Genomic DNA, 19023 nt, shown 5'->3' with positions numbered 1-19023 from the left:
TTCCAGGGCCAGGTCCCGCGCGTCCCCTCCGCCTCCCGTGCCCCCTTCGGCGACGGGGACCAGGACTTCGGCGGCGCCTCCCGCGACAATGGCCCACAGGACCCCTCTCGCGGCCAGGCGTCGCGGGATCCGGGCCACACGGCCGGCCGCGCCTCCTCTCCCGGCGGGGCGCCGCGCGACGGCGGCGGGTCCTGCGCGGACCCCTCCGACCGCGGATGCGCGGACCAGGCGGTGCGGCACGGTGTGCGGGCCGGTGCGGGCGGTGCGTTCACCACCTCCCCGCCGGCGCTGGTCGCCGGTGGCCTGCTGATCGCGGCGGCGTTCGGCGCGGCGGTCCACCGGGTCTGGTGGTGGCGGAGGACCTGACCGGGACCCGGGGCGCCACGGAGGACCGCGGCCCGCCATGGAGCGGTGCCGCCGGGGTACCCGGAGCCGCGAGGGCACGGCCCGCACGAACCGGCGGCGACACGACCGGCACCAGGGACTGCGTGGAGGTACGCATGCTGCGGACGGACCCCGAAGGACACGGCCCCGTCCGCTACGGGCCGTCGGCCCTCCCCGACGACGGACTGCCCGTGCTGCCCGAGCTGTCCGCCGCGCTCGCCAGGGCCACGGCCCGCAGCGGGGAGAGACCGATCGGCGGCGACACGGCCCTGCTGGACGCGGCCTGCGGCTACTGGCTGCGCCGCGGGCTGCCCACCCGGCCCCGCCAGGTGGCGGCCGCACCCGGCGCCCCCTCCCTGCTGCTCGCGCTCACCGCCGCGCTCGGCGGCGACGTCCTGGTGCCCCGGCCGTGCTCCGCCTGGTGGGCGCCGTACGCGCGGCTGCTCGGCAGACCCGTCTTCCCCGTGGCGACACCCGCCGAGTGCGGCGGCGTCCCCGACCCGTACGCCCTGCTGGAGACCGTCCGCCGGGTCCGCGCCGAGGGAGGCGACCCCCGGCTGCTGGTCCTGTCCGTCGCCGACGACCCCACCGCGACCGTCGCCCCGCCCGAGGTGCTGCACGAGGCCGTCGAGGCCGCCGCAGGCGAGGGGCTGCACCTGGTCAGCGACGAGACCTGGCGCGACACCGTGCACGATCCGCACGGGACGGTGCTGCTCAGCCCCGCCGAGATGCTGCCCGAACGGGTCACCGTCGTCACCGACCTCGCCGGTGCCTTCCTGCCCGCCGGCTGGCCCGCCGCGCTCGTCCGCTTCCCCGCCGGCGTCACCGGCGACGCGCTGCACGCGCGCGTGCTCGACGTGCTCACCGCGCTGGACGCACGCATCGCCGACCCCGTCGCCGCCGCGGCCGCCTACGCCCTCGACGAACCCGACGCCGTCATCGAGCGCCTGACCGCGTCCGTACGCCTGCACGCGCGCGTGGCGCACGCCGTGCACACGACCCTGGCCGCCGCCGGCGTGCTCGTCCGGCCGCCTCAGGCCGGCCGCCACCTGTACGCCGACCTCGGTCCGCTGCGCTCCGGACTCGCCGGCCGCGGAGTGAGGGACGCACAGGACCTGGAGGACTTCCTCACCGCCCGTCTGGAGCAGCCCGCACCGGGCGGCCACCGCTTCGGCGACGACCTCGGCGCGCTGCGGGTACGGCTGTCCACCGCGGAGTTCCTCGGCCGCACGGACGAGGAGCGCGAGGAGTGCCTCCTGTCCCCCACACCGCTGGAACTGCCGCATGTGCAACGTGCGTTGCTCTCCTTGAAGTCGGTCTTCGACGCTCTCCGCGACGACGCTCAGCGATGGGAGTCTCCTCGATGACGCAGCAGTCCGAGCCGATCACGTCCGAGCCGATCACGTCCACGACCACTTCCCGGCAAGCCGGCGAACCCGCGACGCCGTCCCCGTCCGCTTCGTCCGCCCCGTCCGCTTCGTCGCCCGCGCCGTACCCGCCGCAGGCCGCACCCCGGCCGCTGGGGGAGCGGCGGGTGTGGCCGCGCAGCTTCCACGACCGTCTCACCTCCCCGCTGCCCGGCCTGAGAGCCTTCGCCCGCTTCGCCCGCGAGGGCGCCGTACGGCCGAGCAAGGAGGGACTCGCCGACATCCCGCTGCTGCCGTACGAGCCCGTTCCGGTGCCGCGCGTGGACGCCCGTACGGTCGCCGTCAGCTGGGCGGGACACGCCAGCTGGGTCGTGCAGATAGGCGGGCTGACCGTGCTGACCGACCCCGTCTGGTCCCGGCGCATCATCGGCACCCCGGCGCGCATCACGCCGGTCGGGGTGCCCTGGGAGGCGCTGCCGCGCGTCGACGCGGTCGTCATCAGCCACAACCACTACGACCACCTGGACGCGCCCACGCTGCGCCGCCTGCCGCGCACCACCCCCGTGTTCGTGCCGGCCGGGCTCGGACGCTGGTTCCGGCGCCGCCGGTTCACCTGCGTCACCGAGCTGGACTGGTGGGAGGCGTCCGAACTGTCGGGGGTCCGCGTCGACTTCGTTCCCGCCCACCACTGGTCCAAGCGGACCCTCACCGACACCTGCCGCAGCCTGTGGGGCGGCTGGGTGCTCACCGCCCCCGACGGACAGCGCGTGTACTTCGCCGGCGACACGGGCTACGGCCACTGGTTCTCCCGCATCGGCCGCCGCTATCCCGGCATCGACCTCGCCCTGCTCCCCATCGGCGCCTACGAGCCCCGCTGGTGGCTCAGCGACGTCCACTGCGACCCGGAGGAGGCGGTCCGGGCCGCCCAGGACCTCGGCGCCCGTCGCATGGCCCCCATGCACTGGGGCACCTTCCTCCTCTCCGCCGAGCCGGTCCTGGAACCCCTCACCCGGGTCCGCGCGGCCTGGCAGAAGGCCGGTCTTCCCCGGGAGCACCTGTGGGACCTGCCGGTGGGCGCGTCCCGGATCCTGGAGCGGTAGTCCCCGCGGGGCACCGAAGCGGTGAGCCGGCGGAAGGAGGCCGTCGCAGCCCGGACGGCCGGGAAGGCCCCTCGGACCCGGGCGGCGGCCACCGGAGGACGCAGGGGACGCGGGGGACGCCGGAGGACACGGGAAGGCGCCGGGCCGGAGGACGCGGGGGAGCGGTCAGTTCGAGCGGTGGGCCGGAAGCAGGCGGCGCAGACGGCGCCAGGCCGTGGGAGCGGCGCTCAGCAGGACGGTGAGGGCGACGGCGGTGAGCAGGCCCGCCCAGGGCTCGCTGAACAGGGAACCGCCGAGGACGCCGATCATCTGGTAGGTGGCGGCCCAGGCCAGGCACGCCGGGAGGTTGCCGCGGGAGAAGCGGTGCAGGGGCCACCGGGCCAGCAGACAGGCCAGCATCACCGGTATGCGGCCGGCCGGGACGAGCCGGGAGAGGACCAGCACCGCGATCCCGTGCTCGGCGAGCAGGGTCTGTGCCTGCCTGAGCCGGTCCTCCGGCGCCCGTGAGCGGAGCGTCTCCAGCCAGCGCGAGCCGTTCCGCGACCCGAGCCCGCGCCGCCCCAGGCAGTACAGCACCGCGTCCCCGAGGAACGCCGCCAGCGACGCCGTCACGAACACCAGCGCCAGCGAGAACGGCGCCGTCCGGTGCAGGGCGACCACCGTCGCCGAGCTGACCAGCGCTCCCGTCGGCACCACGGGCACGAGCGCCCCGATCAGCACCAGCAGGAACAGCGAGGGATACCCCACCGCCTGCTGCGTGGTCTCCTCCGGCACCGCCGTCGTCGCGGCGGCGAGCCATGTCACCGGGCGACCTCCAGACGCACACTCTCCCCGTGCTCGAGCCGGTGCACCGTCACACCAGGCGCACGTTGTGCGGCGAGGCGCGCGAATTCATCACCCGGCGCATGGAACTCATAGGGGCGCACGGCATCCATTCCGATCGGCCAGTACGTGCCGTAGTGCACCGGCACCGCACTGCGTGCCTCCAGCTGCGTCAGTGCGTGCGCCGCCTGTCCCGCGTCCAGATGCCCGTCGCCGAGATAGGGGCCCCAGCCGCCCACCGGCAGCAGTGCCGTGTCCACCGGCCCGACCTCCTCGGCCATCGAGTCGAACAGACCGGTGTCCCCGGCGAAGTACGTCCGTGCCTCGCCCTCGACCACGTATCCGAGGGCGGGGGAGCGGTGCCGCCCGAGCGGCAGCCGCCGGCCGTCGTGGTGCGCGGACACGACCCGCACGACGATGCCGCCGACCTCGACCCGGTCCCCGGGAGCGACCTCGGTGAGGCGCAGATGGTCGAGCCGGCGCAGTCTCGGCACCGCCCGGGGCGCACCCCGGGGCACCAGCAGGCGCGTCCCCCGCTCCAGCCGGGCCAGCGAGGGAAGGTGCAGATGGTCGGCGTGCAGATGGGAGATCAGCACCACGTCCGCCCGCCGGGCCTCCGGCGGCGGCAGCGCGCCGCGGCGCCGCCGCAGATGTGCGAGCCGCCGGGCGAACAGAGGATCGGTGAGCACACGGACGTTCGAATCCTCCACCGTGCAGGTGGCGTGACCCCACCAGGTGACCTCCACCGGCACTTGTTTGCCTCCTTTGCGCGACTCCCCTTGAGCCTACGTGCAGGAGTAGGGTCGTCGGCGGAAACCCGGAGGTGAGGGGACGCCATGGGAGAAATGCGGGACGCTCCTGGTGAGGACGGCGCCCCGGCCGTTCGTGTCACGGCGATCGCGAGCCTGACACCCCTGGAGGAGCTGCACGACGACCCCTTCCTGGTGGACTCCCGCAGCCAGCACGCGATGTGCGCCCGCTGGGCGGCCGAGCACGGCTACGTGGTCGCCCGGGAACTGCTGGTCCGTGGGCTGCGGGCCGACCACCGCGCCCTGTGGGAGGGGGTCCGCCCCGGCATCGACCTCTTCGTCGCCCCCAGCCGCCGTGTGCTGGAACGGGCCCTGTCCTCCGTCGAGGAGTTCACCGCGGAGTGCGCGCGCCGGGGCGTCCGGGTGGAGACGGTCGGCCAGGCCGAGCCGTCCTACGACGCCCGGATGAAGGCCCGGGTGCACCGCCGCCTGTCCATGCCCACGGCCGGTTACGACGGCCGGTAGCCCCCGCGGGACGGGGCTTTCGTCCGCTGTGTGACAAGCTGGAACGGGACCCGTGCCAGACCGGACGGGGAGGGCGGACGACTGGGGGAGTGTGCCGGCGTGGGCGGTGAACGATGGCGGCGGTGCGCCGGTCAGGTGGGCCGGAGCGCCGCCGTGTGGGCCGTCTCCACGGTCACCATGCTGGTGCTCGCCTGGATCCTGCCGGACTTCCAGCTGCGGTCCTCCGACGGGGACAGCGTCACCACCATCGCCCTGACCGCCGCGCTCGGCGCGGGCGCCTTCGGCGTGCTGTCGGCCGTCGTCTGGCCGCTGCTGGTCCGGCTGCTGCTGCTCGTGCCCGCGCTCGTCCTCGGGCTGCTGGTGTTCTTCCTGAACGGGTCGCTGCTGCTGCTCGCCCTGCGCATCGAGCCCTCCGGCCAGGCCGAGGCGGCCCCCGAGACCGCCGTCATCGTGGCCGCGGCGATGTCCGCCGTCGCCTCCGCCACCGGCGGTGCCCTCGCCGTACGCGACGACGACGCCTACCGGCGCCGGCTCTACCGGCTCGCCGACCGCCGCCGCAGACGTCCGCGGTCCTGCCCGTCGACCCCCGGCACCGTCGTGATCCAGCTCGACGGTGTCGGCCACGACGTGCTGCGGGACGCGGTGGACCGGGGCCTGATGCCCACCGTCGCCCGGTGGCTCGGCGCCGTCCCGGGACAGCCTCCCACCCACCGGCTCACCCCCTGGCGCACCGACTGGTCCAGCCAGACCGGCGCCAGCCAGCTCGGCATCCTGCACGGCTCCAACCACGACGTCCCCGCCTTCCGCTGGTACGAGAAGGACACCGGCGAGGTCATGGTCAGCAACCGCCCGCGCAACGCCCTCGAGCTCCAGCGCCGTGCCGTGCGGCGCACCGGGGACGGCGGGCTGCTCACCGACGACGGGGCCAGCCGCGGCAACCTGTTCACCGGCGGCGCCCGCGAACTCGCCCTCGTCCTGTCCGTCGCCGTGCGCCGGCGCGGCAACCGCTCCCGCGCCGGTTACTTCGCCTACTTCTCCGACCCCGCCAACGCCGTCCGCACCTTCCTCTCCTTCGTCGCCGAGACCGTCCGCGAGATCGGCCAGTCCACCCGCGCCCGGCTGCGCAAGGAGCACCCCCGGGTCTCCCGCGGCGGCCTGTACCCGCTGATCCGCGCCTTCGCGACCGTCGTCCAGCGGGACGTCGTCGTGGCCGCCGTCGTGGGCGACCTCCTCGCCGGCCGCACCGTCGTCTACGCCGACCTGGTGGCCTACGACGAGGTCGCCCACCACTCCGGCCCGCACAGCCGGGACGCGGCGAAGGTCCTGCAACGCCTCGACCGCTCCCTCGCCCTGATCGAGAAGGTCGCCGAGCACGCCCCCCGCCCCTACCGGATCGTCGTCCTGTCCGACCACGGCCAGAGCCCCGGCGAGACCTTCCGCTCCCGCTACGGCCTCACCCTCGGCGACCTCGTCCGGGCCGGCTGCGGCCTGCCCGTGCCGCGCCGGGCCCGGCACACGCTCGGCCCGGCCCGGGAGGAGGAGAGCCAGACCGGCGCCGAGGCGCGGGCCGTCGTACGGGCCGCGCTGCACCGCCCGGTCGAGGAGCACGAGGAGGAGCAGCGGCCCGCCCGCCGCTCGGAACCCGTCGTCCTCGCCTCCGGCAACCTCGGCCTGATCTCCTTCCCCGACGTGCCGCACCGCATGAGCCAGGAGGAGATCGACGCCCGCCACCCCGCGCTGCTGCCCACGCTCGCCAACCACCCCGGCATCGGCTTTCTGCTCGTGCGCAGCGAGAAGCACGGCGGCCTCGTCCTGGGGGCCGGCGGTGCCCGCGTGCCGCTGGACGACCTCGACACCGACCCCGGTCCGCTCGCCGTCTTCGGGCCCGGCGCCGCCGACGCGGTGCGCCGCACCCACTCCTTCCCGCACGCCGCCGACATCATGGTCAACTCCTGCTACGACCCCGACGGCGGCGAGGTCCTCGCCTTCGAGGAGCAGATCGGCTCCCACGGCGGCCTCGGCGGCGCCCAGTCCCGCCCGTTCCTGCTGTCGCCGCTCGCCTTCTCGCCCCCGGTGGAGGACGGCGAGGAACTCGTCGGAGCGGAGCAGGTCCACCGTGTCCTGCGCCGCTGGCTGCGCGAGGCCGCCGAGGAGGACGGGGAGACCGGGGAGGCAGGGGGAGAGGCGCCGCTCCCGGCGAAGGCCGGGAGGAGCGGCGGGACCGGCGAGGCCGAGGAGGCCGACGAGGCCGGGGAGCAGGCGGCCTGACGGGAGACGGGTGATTCGCCGGACCGTCCGGCAGGTCGTGGCCCGTTCGAGGGGTCCGCGCGCGGCGGATGTGATCGGATGGCGGGTAAGGAATCCGGCAACGGGCCCCTGGACGAAAGGTAAGGAAGAACCGTGGCAACCACGCGTACTGCTCACACCGTCTGGGAAGGCAACCTGCTCGAGGGCAAGGGTGTCGTCACCTTCGACTCCTCCGGCATCGGCCAGCAGCCGGTGTCGTGGCCGTCGCGCGCCGAGCAGGCGAACGGCAAGACCAGCCCCGAGGAGCTGATCGCCGCCGCCCACTCCAGCTGCTTCTCCATGGCGCTGTCGCACGGCCTGACCGGCGCCGGCACCCCGCCCACCCGGCTCCGGACGAAGGCGGACGTCACCTTCCAGCCGGGCGAGGGCATCACGGGCATCCATCTCAGCGTCGAGGGCACGGTCCCCGGCATCGACAACGACGCGTTCGTCGCCGCCGCCGAGGAGGCCAAGAAGAACTGCCCGGTCAGCCAGGCCCTGGCCGGGACGACGATCACTCTGGAGGCGAAGCTCGTCTGACGGGGAGCGGGCTCGTCGGGCGAGGGACGGGCTCGTCCCCCCCGCGAGGGACGACGCAGGACGCGTCCCGGTCCCCGTGCCCGTGCCGCGCCCCGTTCCCCGGGGCGCGGCACCGCGCTGGGATGCGCCACCGCTCTTTCCGTGTTCGCCTCGGCCGCCGCCGGGTACGCGCATTGACAGCAGCACGCTCAAGTTTTGTGCCGAAGAGCAGGGCCCTGGCGGAAGGGGACAAAGATGGCACGCGCGGTCGGGATCGATCTGGGGACGACGAACTCGGTGGTGGCCGTCCTGGAGGGCGGCGAGCCCACCGTCGTCGCCAACGCCGAGGGCGCGCGGACCACGCCGTCGGTCGTGGCGTTCGCCAAGAACGGAGAGGTGCTCGTCGGCGAGGTGGCCAAGCGGCAGGCGGTGACGAACGTGGAGCGCACCGCCCGGTCCGTCAAGCGCCACATGGGGGACCCGCAGTGGCGGTTCCCCGAGAAGGGCTCCATCGACGGCACCCGCTACCGGGCGCAGGAGCTGTCCGCGCGGGTGCTGCAGAAGCTGAAGCGGGACGCGGAGTCCTACCTGGGCGAGGACGTCACCGACGCGGTGATCACCGTACCGGCGTACTTCGACGACACCCAGCGCCAGGCGACCAAGGAGGCCGGCGAGATCGCGGGCCTGAACGTCCTGCGGATCATCAACGAGCCGACGGCGGCGGCGCTGGCGTACGGACTGGACAAGGAGAACGACCAGACGGTCCTCGTCTTCGACCTGGGCGGCGGCACCTTCGACGTGTCCCTGCTGGAGATGGGCGACGGCGTCATCGAGGTGAAGGCCACCAACGGTGACACGCACCTGGGCGGCGACGACTGGGACCAGCGGATCGTCGACCACCTGATCACGCGGTTCAAGAACCAGTACGGGATCGATCTCGGCAACGACAAGATGGCGGTGCAGCGGCTGCGCGAGGCCGCCGAGAAGGCCAAGATCGAGCTGTCGTCGTCCACCGAGACGACCATCAACCTCCCCTACATCACCGCCTCCGCCGAGGGCCCGCTGCACCTGGACGAGAAGCTGACCCGGGCCCAGTTCCAGGAGCTCACCGCCGATCTGCTCGAACGCTGCCAGAAGCCCTTCCACCAGGCGGTCAAGGACGCGGGCATCCAGCTGCCGGACATCGACCACGTGATCCTCGTCGGCGGCTCCACCCGGATGCCGGCGGTGACCGACCTGGTGCGGAAACTCACCGGCAAGGACCCGCACAAGGGCGTCAACCCCGACGAGGTGGTGGCCGTGGGCGCCGCCCTCCAGGCGGGCGTGCTCCGCGGCGACGTCAAGGACGTCCTCCTCCTCGACGTCACCCCGCTGTCCCTGGGCATCGAGACCAAGGGCGGCATCATGACCAAGCTGATCGAGCGCAACACCACGATCCCGACCCGGCGCTCGGAGATCTTCACCACGGCCACCGACAACCAGCCCTCGGTCGGCATCCAGGTCTACCAGGGCGAACGCGAGATCGCCGCGTACAACAAGAAGCTCGGCGTCTTCGACCTCACCGGACTGCCGCCCGCCCCGCGGGGGGTGCCGCAGATCGAGGTCACCTTCGACATCGACGCCGACGGGATCATGCACGTCTCCGCCAAGGACCTCGCGACCGGGCGCGAGCAGAAGATGACCGTGACCGGCGGCTCGGCCCTGCCCAAGGAGGAGATCGACCGCATGGTGCGGGACGCCGAGCAGTACGCCGAGGAGGACCGCAAGCGCCGGGAGGCCGCCGAGACCCGCAACCAGGCCGAGCAGCTCGTCTACCAGACCGAGAACTTCCTGCGCGACAACGGCGACCGCATCCCCGCCGACACCAGGTCCGAGGTCGAGGCGGCCGTCACCGAGGTCAAGACCCTCCTCAAGGACGACGCCGACACCGCCGCCCTGCGCACCGCCATCGAGAAACTGGCCTCCGTCAGCCAGAAGATGGGCCAGGCCATGTACGCCCAGGCCCAGCAGCAGACGGCCCCGGGCGGCACCGAGCACTCCACCGCCTCCCAGGGCGAGGAGGGCGTGGTGGACGCGGAGATCGTCGACGAGGACCGGGAGGACCGGGAGGACCGGGACGCCAAGGGCGGAGCCGCCTGACCCCGCCGGACACGCCGAGCACGCCGCCCCGGCCGGCCCGTCTCCCGGCCCGGCCGGGGCGGCGGAGCCCACAAGAGGCGGTCCTCCGCGGGAGGAGCCGGAAGAAGCCAGGAGAAGCCGGGAGAAGGGACAGGGACCAGGAAGGAGCCGGGAGGGACAGGAGAGGACAAGGGAGGGTCTCAGAACCTCTCCCGGCACTCCCACAGCAGCTTCCGGGTGCGCTCGGCCGACGCCGCTCGCGCCGACATGTGGTCCAGGACCTCCAGATGCGAGGAGATCTCCGTGCGCGAGTCCAGGTACAGGGCGCCGCTCAGATACTCCGTGTAGACCAGGTCGGGCAGCTCCGGCTCGGCGAAGCGGAACAGCGAGAACGGCGCGTACGTCCCCGGGTGCGGGCCGTCCGCGAACTCGGCCACCTGCACCGTCACCCGGTCCCGCTCGGAGCACTCCAGCAGCTTGTCCAGCTGCTCGCGCATCACCTCGCCCCCGCCGCCGCCCACCGGCCGCCGCAGCACCGTCTCGTCGATGACCACCCACAGGTGCGGCGGGTCCGGCCGCTCCAGCAGCTGCTGCCGGGCCATGCGCAGCGCCACGTGCCGCTCGACCGCCTCCTGCCCCCGCCAGCCGACCGTCCCGCTCTGGAGCACCGCGCGTGCGTAGCGCTCCGTCTGCAGCAGCCCGGGCACGAAGTGCGGCTCGTAGGAGCGGATCAGCTGGGCCGCCTCCTCCAGGCTCACATACAGGCTGAACCACTCCGGCAGCACATCGTGGTACCGCTGCCACCAGCCCGGCCGGTTGGCCTCCTCGGCCAGCTTCACGAAACCGGCCGCCTCCTCGGCGCCCACCCCGTACGCGTCCAGCAGCATCTGCACGTACGGGATCTTCAGGGCGACCTCGGCCATCTCCATCCGCCGCACGGTCGCGGGTGCCACCCGCAGCACCCGCGCGGCCTCCTCACGCCCCAGTCCGGCTTCCTCCCGTAACTCCTGCAGCCGTCTTCCGAGCACCACCTGACCCACGGTGGGTGCGGGCCGCCGCTCACTCACGCCTTGCCGCCTTCCCTCAAAACACCACCGGAAGAAGGTACTTCACCATCACCGGGGCCGCGGCCGGAAAGGGCCGATCCCCGGTCCCGGCACCGCGGGCCGGTACCCTCCGGGGCGTCCCGGTTTCGGCCGGGACCGCGGTGGACGGAACAATGGCCGCACGCACGACATGATCGAGGAGGGGGTCGGACATGACCGAGCCGTGGAAGCAGTCCTGGGAAGCGGCGGCGGTGTACCGCGCCAGAGTGCGCGGCTGCCTGCTGGGCGGGGCCCTGGGGGACGCTCTCGGCCACCCGGTCGAGTTCAGCTCCCTGGACCGGATCCGCGCCACGCACGGCCCGCGCGGTGTGACCGGTCTGCCCTCCGGCACGGACGGCCCGGCGGGCGCGGTCGCCCTGATCACCGACGACACCCAGATGACCCTGTTCACCGCGGAGGGGCTGCTCCAGGCCCATGAGCGCGAGCGGCTGAAGGGCATCGGCGGCGCCTGGCCCCGTCTGCTGCGCTGGGCCTACGACCGCTGGCTGGAGACCCAGCTCAAGCCGGGCCCGGAGGCGAGCCCCATGGCCCAGCCCTCCGGCGGCTCCTACGAGGGCCCCCGCGGCGGCCTGATCACCGAGCGCTGGCTGTACGCCCGCCGCGCCCCCGGAAACGCCTGCCTGTCCGGGCTCAGCCACGCCGACTTCGTGCCCGACCCGGCGGCCGAACTCGGCCGGCCCGGCCCCGTCAACCCCGACTCCAAGGGCTGCGGCACCGTGATGCGCTCGGCCCCCTTCGGCCTGACCGGCGTCGACCCCGCCACCGCCTTCGACATGGCCGCCCGCTGCGCCCAGATCACCCACGGCCACCCCACCGGCTACTACGCCGCCGGCGCGTTCGCCGCGATCGTCGCGTACATCCTGGGCGGGGACTCGATCGAGGGCGCGACCCTGCGCACCCTGCGCCTGCTCGCCCGTCACCCCGGACACGAGGAGACCACCACCGCCCTGGAGCAGGCCCTCGACCTGGCCGCCGAGGGCAGCCCGGCCCCCGAGAAGCTGGAGAAGCTCGGCGGCGGCTGGATCGCCGAGGAGGCGCTGGCCATCGGCGTCTACAGCGCCCTGGCCGCCCCCCGGGTCGAGGAGGCCCTGCTGCTCTCCGTCAACCACTCGGGCGACAGCGACTCCACCGGTTCCATCTGCGGCAACATCCTCGGCGCCCGGTACGGCGACCACGGTCTGCCCCACGCCTGGGTGGAGCGGGTCGAGGGGCGCGCCCGGATCGCCGCCCTGGCGGACGACCTCGCCGCCGAGTGCACGACCGGCTGACCCGCTTTTCTCCCGGCCGGGACGCCCCTTTCCCCGGCCGGGACGTCTTTTCCGGCCGGGGACGCGGCGCCCCTCCTGTGGCAGTCTGAACACGTACATGTTCTGTCGCCCCGTCAGGCCACGCCCAGGAAGGGGACGAACCATGGCCGCCGAACCGCTGTCGCCCCAGGAGATCGAGGACCGGCTGGGCGAACTGCCCGGCTGGTCCCTCGACGGGAACCGTCTCACCCGCTCCTTCCGGCTCGGCTCGCACTTCGCGGCGACGGCCATGGTCGTGCACATCGCCCAGGTGCAGGAGGAGCTCGACCACCACTCCGACCTCACCCTCGGCTACAACACGGTCTCGCTCGGTGTGCACACCCACAGCGCGGGGGGTGCCATCACCGAGAAGGACTTCGAACTCGCCCGCAGGGTGCAGGACCTCGCCGCCGGGCACGGGGCGAGCTGACGAGGTCACCGGGACGGGGGGAGACCGGGTGCTGGACTACGACAAGGAAGCAGAGTGCTACGACGCCCTGCGCGGCGGCGAACCCAGGGCGGCCGCCGCGGCCCGGGCCGTTCTCGAGTTCGTACCGCGCGGGGCGCGGGAGGTGCTGGACGTCGGCTGCGGCACCGGCATCGTGACCCGCCGCCTCGCCGCCGCCCGCGCCGGTCTGCGGGTCGTCGGCGTCGACCGGTCGGAGGCGATGGCCCGGCAGGCCGAGGCCCGCCTGCCCGGCGCCGTCGTCCTCGCCGACGGACGCCGTCTGCCCTTCGCGGACGAGCGGTTCGACGCCGTCACCAGCGTGTGGCTGCTGCATCTCGCACCGAGCGCCGAGGACGCGCGGACGACCGTCGCCGAGTGCGCCCGGGTGCTCCGTCCCGGCGGGGTGTACATCACCACGGTCGACAAGGCCGCCGCGCACAACGTCGGCAGCGACATCGACGCCGTTCTCGCCTCCCGGCCGCGCAGCCCCGCCCGGGACGCCGAGGCCCTGGTCGTCCGGTACGCCGCCGAGCACGGCCTGCTCCCGGTCGGCCGGGGCCGCTTCCAGGGCCTGGGCCAGGGCCGCAGCCCCCGCCGTACCATCGCCGACCTGCGGCGCGGCTGGTTCGTCACGCTGCCGCCCGGCGATCCGCTCAGCGAGGAGTTCGCCGCCCGGCTGGCGGCCCTGCCCGACCAGGACCGCCCCCGCCCGGACCCGGTGTTCACCCTGCGCGCCTTCCTCAAGCCGCCCGACGGCCGCATTCCTCCGCCCCGCCGCACCTGAGGAGCCCGGCCGGGCCGGTCGGTCCGGCCGGCCCGGCTCGTGCGCCCGCCCGGGGAGTGCGGGTTTCGCCGGCGGGTCCGCCTCCCCGGATTTTTTGCCGCCCCGGCAACAGAAGTGGCCCCTCGGCGGTGCGTCGGCCCAGGCTGAGCGCAGTGCACAGGAGCAGAGCAGGAACAGAGGGGGCGACCACCATGGCGCACGAACACGGCGAGCACCGGCACGGCGAGCACCGGCACAGCGAGCACCGGCACGGCGAGCACCACGGGCACTTTCACGGGAGCACCGACATCGACTGGGGCGCGATGGCTCCGCTCCTGGAGTCCCAGGCGGAGCTGTTCGCCCCCCTCTACGAGCAGGTCATGGCCTGGCTGGCGAAGGAGGCGGCCGAGCCGGGCCTGATCGTCGACGCCGGCAGCGGACCGGGGGTGGTGTCCTGCATGTTCGCCGAGGCCTTCCCGGGCGCCCGGGTGGTCGCGGTGGACGGCTCCGAGCCGCTCCTCGAACGGGCCCGCGCCCGGGCCGCCCGCCTCGGCCTCGGCGACCGCTTCGCCACGATCGCCGGTGAACTGCCGGACGTGCTGGACGAGTTGGACTACCCGGCCGATCTGCTGTGGGCCGGCAACAGCCTGCACCACATGGGCGACCAGCGGGCCGCCCTCACCGCGTTCGCCGAGCGGCTGGCGCCCGGCGGCACCCTGGCCCTGCTCGAGGGCGGGCTGCCGGCCCGCTTCCTGCCCCGGGACATCGGCATCGGCCGTCCGGGCCTCCAGGCCCGTCTCGACGCGCTGCAGGAGGAGTGGTTCGCACGGATGCGGGCCGAACTGCCCGGTTCCGTCGCCGAGACCGAGGACTGGCCGGCGCTGCTCGCCGCCGCGGGCCTGAAGCCCACCCGCACCCGCAGTTTCCTGCTGGACCTGCCCGCCCCGGTCTCCGACCGCGCCCGCGCTCATGTCGCCGCCACCCTGGGCCGGGTGCGCGAATCCCTCGGGGACGCCGTCGACGAGGACGACCGTGCGACCCTCGACCGTCTCCTCGACCCCGAGGACGAGGCGAGCGTGCACCGCCGCAAGGACGTGTTCGTCCTGAAGGCGCACACCGTGTACACGGCCGTCCGGACCTCCTGAGCGCACCGGGGCACCCCGGTCCCGTCTCCGTCACCGGCGCACGGTGCGCCGGTGACGGAGACCGGGCTCATGCCAGGTTGAACGTCGCCGGGTCCGGGCCGAGGCGCCGGTCCTCGTTCAGCGCGCTGATCGCCGCGAGGTCCTCGTCGTCCAGGCGGAAGTCGAAGACCTCGATGTTCTCCCGGATCCGGGACGGGGTCACCGACTTCGGGATCACGATGTTGCCCTGCTGGAGGTGCCAGCGCAGCACGATCTGGGCCGGGGTGCGGTTGTGCTTCTGCGCGATCGCGACGATCGCCGGGACCTTCAGCAGGCCCTTGCCCTGGCCGAGCGGCGACCAGGCCTCGGTGGCGATGCCCCGCTTCGCGTGGTACTCACGGGCGGCGTGCTGCTGCAGGTGCGGGTGCAGCTCGATCTGGTTGACGGCCGGGACCACCGAGGTCTCGGCGGCCAGACGGTCCAGGTGCTCGGGAAGGAAGTTGGAGACGCCGATCGCCCGGGCGCGTCCCTCGGAGTACAGCTTCTCGAGCGCCTTGTAGGTCTCGACGTACTTCCCCCGCTCCGGCGTCGGCCAGTGGATCAGGTACAGATCCACGTACTCCAGGCCGAGCCGGTCCAGCGAGGCGTCTAAAGCGCGCAACGCGGAGTCGTAGCCCTGGTCGCTGTTCCAGAGCTTGGTGGTGACGAAGATGTCCTCGCGGGGGATCCCGGAGGCGGCGATGGCCCTGCCGGTGCCCTCCTCGTTCTCGTAGATCGCGGCTGTGTCGATGCTGCGGTACCCGGCCTCCAGTGCGGTGGCGACGGCCCGCTCCGCCTCGTCGTTCGGCACCTGCCAGACACCGAAGCCCAGCTGGGGCATTTCGATGCCGTTGTTGAGGGTGATCGAGGGGACCTTGCTGCTCACAAACTCCTGACCCTTCGGTTGGCGTCGCGTCGTCACGTGATACTCCCATCGTCGACGATCACGGCTCACAGCGCACCCCTGATACGGGCGTGGCGCCCGGTGCGCCGTGGCGCTCCGGCGGCGCTCCGGCGCCGTGATCCCCGCCGGATCCGCCGCGCCCCGTGACCGGAGCCCACGGTTCCGAGCGCCCGGCTCCGCGGGGCCCGGCTCTGCGCACCCGGTTCCATGGAGCCCGGGTGCGGTCTCCCGGCCGGCGCGCGGGATCATGTGCGCGGCCCGGAGGAACCGGGCCATTCCGGCAGGGGGACGATGGAGAGGGACCGCCCGCCGGTCCCACGCCGCCGACGGACGGTCCCGTACCGTCGACGGGCACGAGCGAGTGGAGCACTGGAGTACCGTGAAACGCCTGCACCGGCCGAGCTGGCTGCCGATCGACCCGTACATAGTGCTGCTGATCGGCGTGGTGGCCGTCGCCGCCCTCCTGCCGGCCCGCGACACGGCCGCCCAGGTGGTCTCGGGCGCCTCCACCGCCGCGATCGCCTTCCTGTTCTTTCTCTACGGCGCCCGCCTGTCCACCCGTGAGGCACTGGACGGCCTGCGGCACTGGCGCCTGCATGTCACGGTCCTGGCCTGCACTTTCCTTGTCTTCCCCCTGCTGGGCCTGGCCGCCCGCGCTCTGGTGCCCACCGTGCTGACCCAGCCGCTCTACCAGGGCCTGCTCTTTCTCACCCTCGTCCCGTCGACCATCCAGTCGTCGATCGCCTTCACGTCCATCGCCCGCGGCAACGTGCCCGCCGCGATCTGTGCGGGCTCCTTCTCCTCCCTGGTCGGCGTCGTCCTCACCCCGCTGCTCGCGGCCGTCCTCCTCGGCGACGGCGGCGGCTTCTCCGGGCGCTCCCTGCTCACGATCGTGCTGCAGCTGCTGGTGCCGTTCGTCGCCGGACAGGTGCTGCGCCGGTGGATCGGCGGTTTCGTCGCCCGGCACCGGAAGGTTCTCGGGCTCGTCGACCGCGGTGCGATCCTGCTCGTCGTCTACGCCGCGTTCAGCGAGGGCATGGTCCGCGGCGTCTGGCACCGGGTGAGCCCCGCCCGGCTGGGCGCCCTGCTCGGGGTGGAGGCCGTGCTGCTCGCCGTGATGCTCGCCCTGACCTGGTACGGCGCCCGGGCCCTGGGCTTCGGCCGGGCCGACCGCATCGCCATCCAGTTCGCCGGCTCGAAGAAGTCCCTGGCCGCCGGTCTGCCCATGGCCGGCGTCCTGTTCGGCGCCCAGGCCTCCCTCGCCGTGCTGCCGCTGATGCTCTTCCACCAGATGCAGCTCATGGTCTGCGCGGTGATCGCCAAGCGCCGTTCCCGCGACCCCGAGGCCCGGCGGGAGACACCGGCGGTCGGGGCGGGCCTCGCCTCCGGCCGAGGCCCGGGCGGGGCTCCGTGAGCCCCCGTCACCCCGCTTCCTCCCGCAGGGCGATCCGCTCCTGGCCCGCGTAGACGTTCATGGAGTTCCCCCGCAGGAACCCCACCAGCGTCAGCCCCGTCTCCGCCGCCAGGTCCACCGCCAGCGACGACGGCGCCGAGACCGCGGCCAGCACCGGGATCCCCGCCATGACGGCCTTCTGCGCCAGCTCGAAGGAGGCCCGCCCGGACACCAGCAGCACCGCCCGGGACAGCGGCAGCCGTCCGCTCCGCAGTGCCCGCCCGACCAGTTTGTCGACGGCGTTGTGACGGCCCACGTCCTCCCGCACGTCCAGCAGTTCGCCGTGCTCGTCGAACAGGGCCGCCGCGTGCAGTCCCCCGGTGCGGTCGAAGACGCGCTGGGCGGCGCGCAGCCGGTCCGGGAGGCCCGCGAGGAGTTCGGGTGCGAGGCGGACCGGAGGGGTGTCCGCGATCGGCCAGCGGGCGGTCGTACGGACCGCGTCCAGGCTCGCCTTGCCGCACAGACCGCAGGAGGACGTGGTGTACACATGGCGCTCCAGGGTGACGTCGGGCACCACGACCCCCGCCGCCGTCCTCACGTCCACCACGTTGTACGTGTTGGTGCCGTCCGCGGTCGCCCCCGCGCAGTACACGATGTTCCGCACCTCGGACGGCGACCCCAGCACGCCTTCGCTCACCAGGAACCCGGCCGCCAGCGCGAAGTCGTCGCCCGGGGTGCGCATGGTGATCGCGAGGGGCTTGCCGTTCAGCCGGATCTCCAGCGGCTCCTCGGCCACCAGCGTGTCCGGGCGGGACGAGACGGTCCCGTCGCGGACACGGATCACCTTGCGTCGTTCCGTGACTCGTCCCATCGCTTCTCCCCGGGCGGCCGTGCGCGTACCCCGATTATCGGGGACGGCGCACATGCCGAGGCCAGTGCGCGGCCGGGGCCGGCCCTTCGAGGACGTCCGACTTTCTGAGGGAAGCCGACAACCCGGGTGCGCGATTCCTGTGCTTTCACCTGCGGGGTTACCCACGGGTCACTGATCAGACTGGTGATTCCCGCCAACCACGGCAAGCTAGCAGCAAGGGGGATCGCCATGAGCGGCTCACGCATCGTCGCCGTCGGTCACTACCAGCCCGCCAAGGTGCTCACCAACGAGGACCTGGCCGGTCTGGTGGACACCAGCGACGAGTGGATCAGGAGCCGGGTGGGCATCCGGACCCGGCACATCGCCGGCCCCGACGAACCGGTGGACGAGCTCGCCGCGCACGCCGCCGCCAAGGCGCTCGCGTCGGCGGGGCTCACGCCCGCCGACATCGATCTGGTCCTGGTCGCCACCTCCACGGCCATCGACCGCTCCCCGAACACCGCCGCCCGTGTGGCGGCCCGGCTCGGTGTGCCGCGGCCCGCCGCCATGGACATCAACGTCGTCTGCGCCGGGTTCACCCACGCCCTGGCCACCGCCGACCACACCGTGCGCGCCGGTGCCGCCGCCCGCGCCCTGGTCATCGGCGCCGACAAGATGTCCGACGTGACCGACTGGAGCGACCGGACGACCTGTGTGCTCGTCGGCGACGGGGCCGGCGCCGCCGTGGTCGAGGCCTGTCCGCCGGGGACGGAACCCGGGATAGGTCCGGTGCTGTGGGGCTCGGTGCCGGAGATGGGGCACGCGGTGCGCATCGAGGGAACGCCCCCGCGGTTCGCCCAGGAGGGGCAGAGCGTCTACCGGTGGGCCACCACGCAGCTGCCGCCGCTGGCCCGGAAGGTCTGCGAGCGGGCCGGTCTGCGGCCCGAGGAGCTTGCCGCGGTCGTGCTGCACCAGGCCAACCTGCGCATCATCGAGCCGCTCGCCGAGAGGCTGGGAGCCGTCAACGCCGTGGTCGCCCGGGACGTGAGCGAATCCGGCAACACCTCGGCCGCGAGCATCCCGCTGGCCCTGTCCAAGCTGATCGAGCAGGGCGCCGTCACCTCCGGCGACCCTGTCCTTCTCTTCGGTTTCGGCGGCAATCTCTCCTACGCCGGACAGGTCGTCCGCTGCCCCTGACGCGCCGGGGACGTGCCCCTGACGCGCCGGGGACGTGCCCCTG

The 19023-nt window shown here is 73.6% G+C and carries 17 protein-coding genes and 1 pseudogene; 13 read left to right on the top strand and 5 right to left on the bottom strand.

Annotated elements, in window-relative coordinates:
* From CCN35_RS15105 to CCN35_RS15095, 3 genes and pseudogenes are all read left to right on the top strand, one after another.
* Positions 1-366, top strand: a pseudogene (locus CCN35_RS15105) (hypothetical protein); the annotation flags it as partial.
* Positions 367-500: 134 nt separating this feature from the next.
* Positions 501-1751 (top strand): aminotransferase class I/II-fold pyridoxal phosphate-dependent enzyme, encoded by a 1251-nt coding sequence (locus tag CCN35_RS15100; RefSeq protein ID WP_107501053.1) that lies wholly within the window; start codon positions 501-503, stop codon positions 1749-1751.
* Entirely contained in the window at positions 1748-2851 is a 1104-nt protein-coding gene (locus CCN35_RS15095) for an MBL fold metallo-hydrolase (protein ID WP_086793081.1), read from the top strand. The genes CCN35_RS15100 and CCN35_RS15095 overlap by 4 nt, the downstream gene beginning before the upstream one ends.
* Before the next feature lie 165 nt (positions 2852-3016).
* Here CCN35_RS15095 and CCN35_RS15090 read toward each other — a convergent pair whose 3' ends face one another.
* Together CCN35_RS15090 and CCN35_RS15085 are read right to left on the bottom strand one after the other, a co-directional pair.
* On the bottom strand, positions 3017-3655 hold the full coding sequence (locus CCN35_RS15090) for a DedA family protein (RefSeq protein ID WP_067388941.1): 639 nt from the start codon (positions 3653-3655) through the stop codon (positions 3017-3019).
* Positions 3652-4425 (bottom strand): MBL fold metallo-hydrolase, encoded by a 774-nt coding sequence (locus tag CCN35_RS15085; protein WP_067388939.1) that lies wholly within the window; start codon positions 4423-4425, stop codon positions 3652-3654. Before CCN35_RS15085 ends, CCN35_RS15090 begins: the two co-directional genes overlap by 4 nt.
* 84 nt (positions 4426-4509) lie before the next feature.
* Here CCN35_RS15085 and CCN35_RS15080 point away from each other — a divergent pair, with 84 nt between their 5' ends.
* From CCN35_RS15080 to dnaK, 4 genes are all read left to right on the top strand, one after another.
* A complete protein-coding gene (locus CCN35_RS15080; RefSeq protein WP_067388937.1) occupies positions 4510-4947 on the top strand; it encodes a hypothetical protein in 438 nt (145 codons plus the stop codon).
* A gap of 99 nt (positions 4948-5046) precedes the next feature.
* Positions 5047-7215: an alkaline phosphatase family protein gene (locus tag CCN35_RS15075; RefSeq protein WP_086793078.1), complete on the top strand. Its 2169-nt coding sequence runs from the start codon at positions 5047-5049 to the stop codon at positions 7213-7215.
* A 132-nt stretch (positions 7216-7347) separates the two neighbouring features.
* On the top strand, positions 7348-7773 hold the full coding sequence (locus CCN35_RS15070; RefSeq protein WP_067388935.1) for an OsmC family protein: 426 nt from the start codon (positions 7348-7350) through the stop codon (positions 7771-7773).
* A 234-nt stretch (positions 7774-8007) separates the two neighbouring features.
* The gene (gene dnaK / locus CCN35_RS15065; protein WP_086793075.1) at positions 8008-9891 is read left to right on the top strand and encodes a molecular chaperone DnaK; all 1884 of its coding nucleotides are present in this window, start codon (positions 8008-8010) and stop codon (positions 9889-9891) included.
* 179 nt (positions 9892-10070) lie between these two features.
* On the opposite strand, the gene CCN35_RS15060 is transcribed toward dnaK, so the two are convergent.
* The gene (locus tag CCN35_RS15060; RefSeq protein WP_067388932.1) at positions 10071-10937 is read right to left on the bottom strand and encodes a helix-turn-helix domain-containing protein; all 867 of its coding nucleotides are present in this window, start codon (positions 10935-10937) and stop codon (positions 10071-10073) included.
* Positions 10938-11128: 191 nt separating this feature from the next.
* On the opposite strand from CCN35_RS15060, the gene CCN35_RS15055 reads away from it, so the two are divergent.
* The 4 genes from CCN35_RS15055 to CCN35_RS15040 all read left to right on the top strand — a co-directional run bounded on the left by CCN35_RS15055 (position 11129) and on the right by CCN35_RS15040 (position 14618).
* Positions 11129-12244, top strand: a complete 1116-nt coding sequence (locus tag CCN35_RS15055) for an ADP-ribosylglycohydrolase family protein (protein WP_067388929.1) — start codon at positions 11129-11131, stop codon at positions 12242-12244.
* 142 nt (positions 12245-12386) lie between these two features.
* Positions 12387-12692, top strand: coding sequence for a 4a-hydroxytetrahydrobiopterin dehydratase (locus CCN35_RS15050; protein WP_086793072.1), 306 nt, complete (start codon positions 12387-12389; stop codon positions 12690-12692).
* 28 nt (positions 12693-12720) lie between these two features.
* Positions 12721-13494 carry a class I SAM-dependent methyltransferase gene (locus tag CCN35_RS15045; protein WP_067388924.1) on the top strand — a complete coding sequence of 258 codons (774 nt, stop codon included), beginning with the start codon at positions 12721-12723 and terminating at the stop codon, positions 13492-13494.
* A gap of 191 nt (positions 13495-13685) precedes the next feature.
* Positions 13686-14618: a methyltransferase gene (locus CCN35_RS15040; RefSeq protein ID WP_067388923.1), complete on the top strand. Its 933-nt coding sequence runs from the start codon at positions 13686-13688 to the stop codon at positions 14616-14618.
* Between the two features lie 67 nt (positions 14619-14685).
* On the opposite strand, the gene CCN35_RS15035 is transcribed toward CCN35_RS15040, so the two are convergent.
* The gene (locus tag CCN35_RS15035; protein ID WP_086793067.1) at positions 14686-15522 is read right to left on the bottom strand and encodes an aldo/keto reductase; all 837 of its coding nucleotides are present in this window, start codon (positions 15520-15522) and stop codon (positions 14686-14688) included.
* Positions 15523-15919: 397 nt separating this feature from the next.
* Between CCN35_RS15035 and CCN35_RS15030 the strand changes: the two genes are divergently transcribed.
* Positions 15920-16954 (top strand): bile acid:sodium symporter family protein, encoded by a 1035-nt coding sequence (locus CCN35_RS15030; protein ID WP_086793061.1) that lies wholly within the window; start codon positions 15920-15922, stop codon positions 16952-16954.
* Positions 16955-16961: 7 nt separating this feature from the next.
* Here the strand turns inward: CCN35_RS15030 and fdhD are convergent, their stop codons facing one another.
* Positions 16962-17804 (bottom strand): formate dehydrogenase accessory sulfurtransferase FdhD, encoded by an 843-nt coding sequence (gene fdhD / locus CCN35_RS15025; RefSeq protein ID WP_067388921.1) that lies wholly within the window; start codon positions 17802-17804, stop codon positions 16962-16964.
* A 228-nt stretch (positions 17805-18032) separates the two neighbouring features.
* Here fdhD and CCN35_RS15020 point away from each other — a divergent pair, with 228 nt between their 5' ends.
* Positions 18033-18980: a beta-ketoacyl-ACP synthase III gene (locus tag CCN35_RS15020; protein WP_067388920.1), complete on the top strand. Its 948-nt coding sequence runs from the start codon at positions 18033-18035 to the stop codon at positions 18978-18980.
* The last annotated feature ends 43 nt before the right edge of the window (positions 18981-19023 follow it).

This window comes from Streptomyces thermovulgaris, assembly GCF_002155915.1.
Taxonomy (GTDB): domain Bacteria; phylum Actinomycetota; class Actinomycetes; order Streptomycetales; family Streptomycetaceae; genus Streptomyces; species Streptomyces thermovulgaris.
This window is presented reverse-complemented; position numbering and strand designations above follow the sequence as displayed.